This is a genomic window from Kitasatospora sp. NPDC058032 (genome assembly GCF_042885845.1).
Classification (GTDB): Bacteria; Actinomycetota; Actinomycetes; order Streptomycetales; family Streptomycetaceae; genus Kitasatospora.
In genome coordinates this window covers 1-3284 of record NZ_JBHVRK010000064.1, presented here as the reverse complement: position 1 = coordinate 3284, position 3284 = coordinate 1, and the positions used below count along the sequence as shown (strand labels likewise).

Below are 3284 nucleotides of genomic sequence, written 5' to 3'. Positions count from 1 at the left end.
TGGCCGCGCTGCTCACCCGGCTCGGCGCCGGCACCGACGTGCCGATCGGTTCGGTGGTCGCCGGCCGCTCGGACGAGGCGCTGGACGACCTGGTCGGCTTCTTCGTCAACACCCTGGTGCTGCGCACCGACACCTCGGGCGACCCCTCCTTCGCCGAACTCCTCGGCCGGGTACGGGAGACCGGCCTCGGCGCCTACGCCCACCAGGACGTGCCGTTCGAGCGGCTGGTCGAGGAGCTCAACCCGGCCCGGTCGCTGGCCCGCCACCCGCTCTTCCAGGTCGCGCTGGTCCTCCAGTCCACCGGTGAGGGCGAGCTGACGCTGCCCGGCCTGGGCGTCGAGGCGCTGCCCTCGGACACCGGGGTCGCCAAGTTCGACCTGAACGTCACCCTGGAGGAGTTCCTCGGCCCCGACGGCGAGCCCGCCGGCATGGACTGCGCGCTCGACTACGCCACCGACCTGTTCGACCGGGAGACCGCGCAGGCGATCGCCGCCCGCTTCGGCCGCCTGCTGGCCGCCGTGGTGGCGAGGCCGGATCGGCCGATCGGCCGGGCCGACCTGCTGGACGGGCACGAGCGCGCCCAACTCCTGAGCGGCCACCGCCCGTTGCCCGAGAACCTGCCGCTCGTCCCGGCCGCCTTCGCCGAGCGGGTCGCGGCCGACCCGGAGCTCACCGCCCTGGTCCACGGCGACCTCCGGCTCAGCTACGCCGAACTGGACGCCCGCGCCAACCGGCTCGCCCACGGCCTGCTGGCCGCCGGCATCGGCCCCGAGTCGGTCGTGGCGCTCGCGCTGCCCCGCTCGGTGGAGACGGTGGTCTCCCAGCTCGCCGTGCTCAAGGCCGGCGCCGCCTTCCTGCCGCTGGACGCCGAGTACCCGCTGGAGCGCACCGCCCACATGCTGGCCGACGCCCGGCCGGCCGCCGTGCTCAGCACCGCCGGCTGGCCGCTGCCCGAGGCGCTGGACGGCCTGACCGTGCTGCCCGCCGAGGCCGCCGCCTGGGCCGGGTTGCCCGCCGAGGCGCCGGCCGTCCGGACCGACCCGGCCCACGCCGCGTACGTGATCTACACCTCCGGCTCCACCGGCCGCCCCAAGGGCGTGCTGGTGAGCCACGGTTCGATCGCCGGCCTGCTGGCCGCCCACCGGGCGGAGACCTTCGGTGAGCCCGAGCGCGTCCACGGCCGGCTGCGCGCCGCGCTGACCGCTTCGCTCTGCTTCGACGCCTCCTGGAACAGCCTGCTCTGGATGGTCGCCGGCCATGAACTCCACCTGATCGGCGACGAGTTGCGCCGCGACCCGGCCGCCCTCGTCCGGCACCTGCGCACCACCGGCATCGACGCCCTCAACCTCACCCCCAGCTACGCCGAACAGCTCATCGCCGAGGGGCTGTTGGACGACGCCTCCCGCGAGGGAACGGCGCCCAGGGTGGTCCTGCTCGGCGGCGAGCCGATCGGCCGGGCGCTGTGGACCAGGCTGCGCGAGGCCGCCCCGCACACCACCGGCCACAACCTCTACGGCCCCACCGAGGCCACCGTCGACACCCTGCTCCAGTCCTACGCCGGCTCCGAGCGCCCCTCGATGGGCCACACCGTGCTCGGCACCCGCGCCTACGTGCTCGACGAGCACCTGACCCCGGTCCCGGCCGGCGTCCCCGGCGAGCTGTACCTCGCCGGCCACAGCCTGGCCCGCGGCTACCTCGGCCGCCCGGCGCTGACCGCCGAGCGCTTCGTCGCCGACCCCTTCACGCCCGGCGAGCGCATGTACCGCACCGGCGACCTGGTCCGGCGCACCCGCGACGGCGGCGTCGACTACCTCGGCCGCACCGACCACCAGGTCAAGGTCCGCGGCTTCCGGATCGAACTCGGCGAGATCGAGCAGGTACTGGCCCGCCACGAGGCCGTCCGGCAGGCCGTGGTCACCCTGCACGAGAGCGCCGACGGGGACCGCCGACTGGTCGCCCACTGCGCCACCGCCGTCGAACCGAGCCCCGAACTCGCCCTGGAACTGCGCCGGTTCGCCGCCGAGACGCTGCCCGGCCACATGCTCCCGGCCGCCGTCGTCCCGCTCGCGGCGCTGCCGCTGACCGGCAGCGGAAAGGTCGACCGGCGCGCCCTGCCCGCCCCCGACTTCACCCTCTTCGCCGGCGGCCGGGCACCCCGCACGGCCCGCGAGGAACTGCTCTGCGGACTGTTCGGCGAAGTCCTCGGCCTCGACCGGGTCTCCATCGACGACGACTTCTTCGCCCTCGGCGGCCACTCGCTGCTCGCCATGAAGCTGGCCGGCCGGGTCCGCTCGGTGCTGGGCACCGAACTCGGCATCCGGGACGTCTTCGAGGCGCCGACCGTCGCCGGCCTCGCCCAGCGGCTGGACGGCGGTGCCGAGGCCCGGCTCGCCCTCACCGCCGGGCCGCGCCCCGAGCGGCTGCCGCTCTCCTTCGCCCAGCGGCGGCTCTGGCTGATCGACCGGATGGAGGGCCCCAGCGCCCTCTACAACCTGCCGCTCGCCCTGCGTCTCGGCGGCCGGCTCGACCCCGCCGTGCTGGAGGCCGCCCTCGGCGACCTGGTCGCCCGGCACGAGAGCCTGCGCACCGTGATCACCGTGCAGGACGGCGAGCCCCACCAGCGGATCGTCCCGGCCGACCGGGCCCGCGTCCCGCTCGACCACCGTACGACGGCCCCGGCCGACCCCGCCGCCGCGGTCGCCGCCTGCGCGGCCGTCCCCTTCGACCTCGCCGCCGACCTGCCGATCCGCGCCCACCTCCTCCCGGCGGGCGAGGGCACCGGGGAACAGCTGCTGGTCCTCGTCCTGCACCACATCGCCGGCGACGGCTGGTCGATGGACCCGCTGCTGCGCGACCTCGCCGCCGCCTACGCCGCCCGCCGCGACGGCACCGCCCCCGAGTGGCGCGAACTGCCCGTCCAGTACGCCGACTACGCGCTCTGGCAGCGCGAGCTGCTCGGCGACGAGGCCGACCCGCAGAGCCCGGCCGCCCGTCAACTCGCCTTCTGGCGCGAGACCCTGGCCGGCCTGCCGGAGGAACTGTCGCTGCCCGTCGACCGCCCCCGGCGCGCCGACACCGGCCACCGCGGCGACCGCGTCGTGCTGCCGCTCGGCGCCGAACTGCACCGCGACCTCGTCGCATTGGCGCGCGAGCACCGGGTGACGATGTTCATGACCCTGCAGGCCGGGCTGGCCGCGCTGCTCACCCGGCTCGGCGCCGGCACCGACGTGCCGATCGGTTCGGTGGTCGCCGGCCGCTCGGACGAGGCGCTGGACGACCTGGTC

1 protein-coding gene is annotated in these 3284 nt (G+C 75.9%); it reads left to right on the top strand.

The window, feature by feature from the left end; translation table 11 throughout:
• Positions 1-3284 (top strand): amino acid adenylation domain-containing protein (locus ACFVUH_RS37240; protein WP_387918068.1); only part of this gene is annotated, 3284 nt, incomplete at both ends.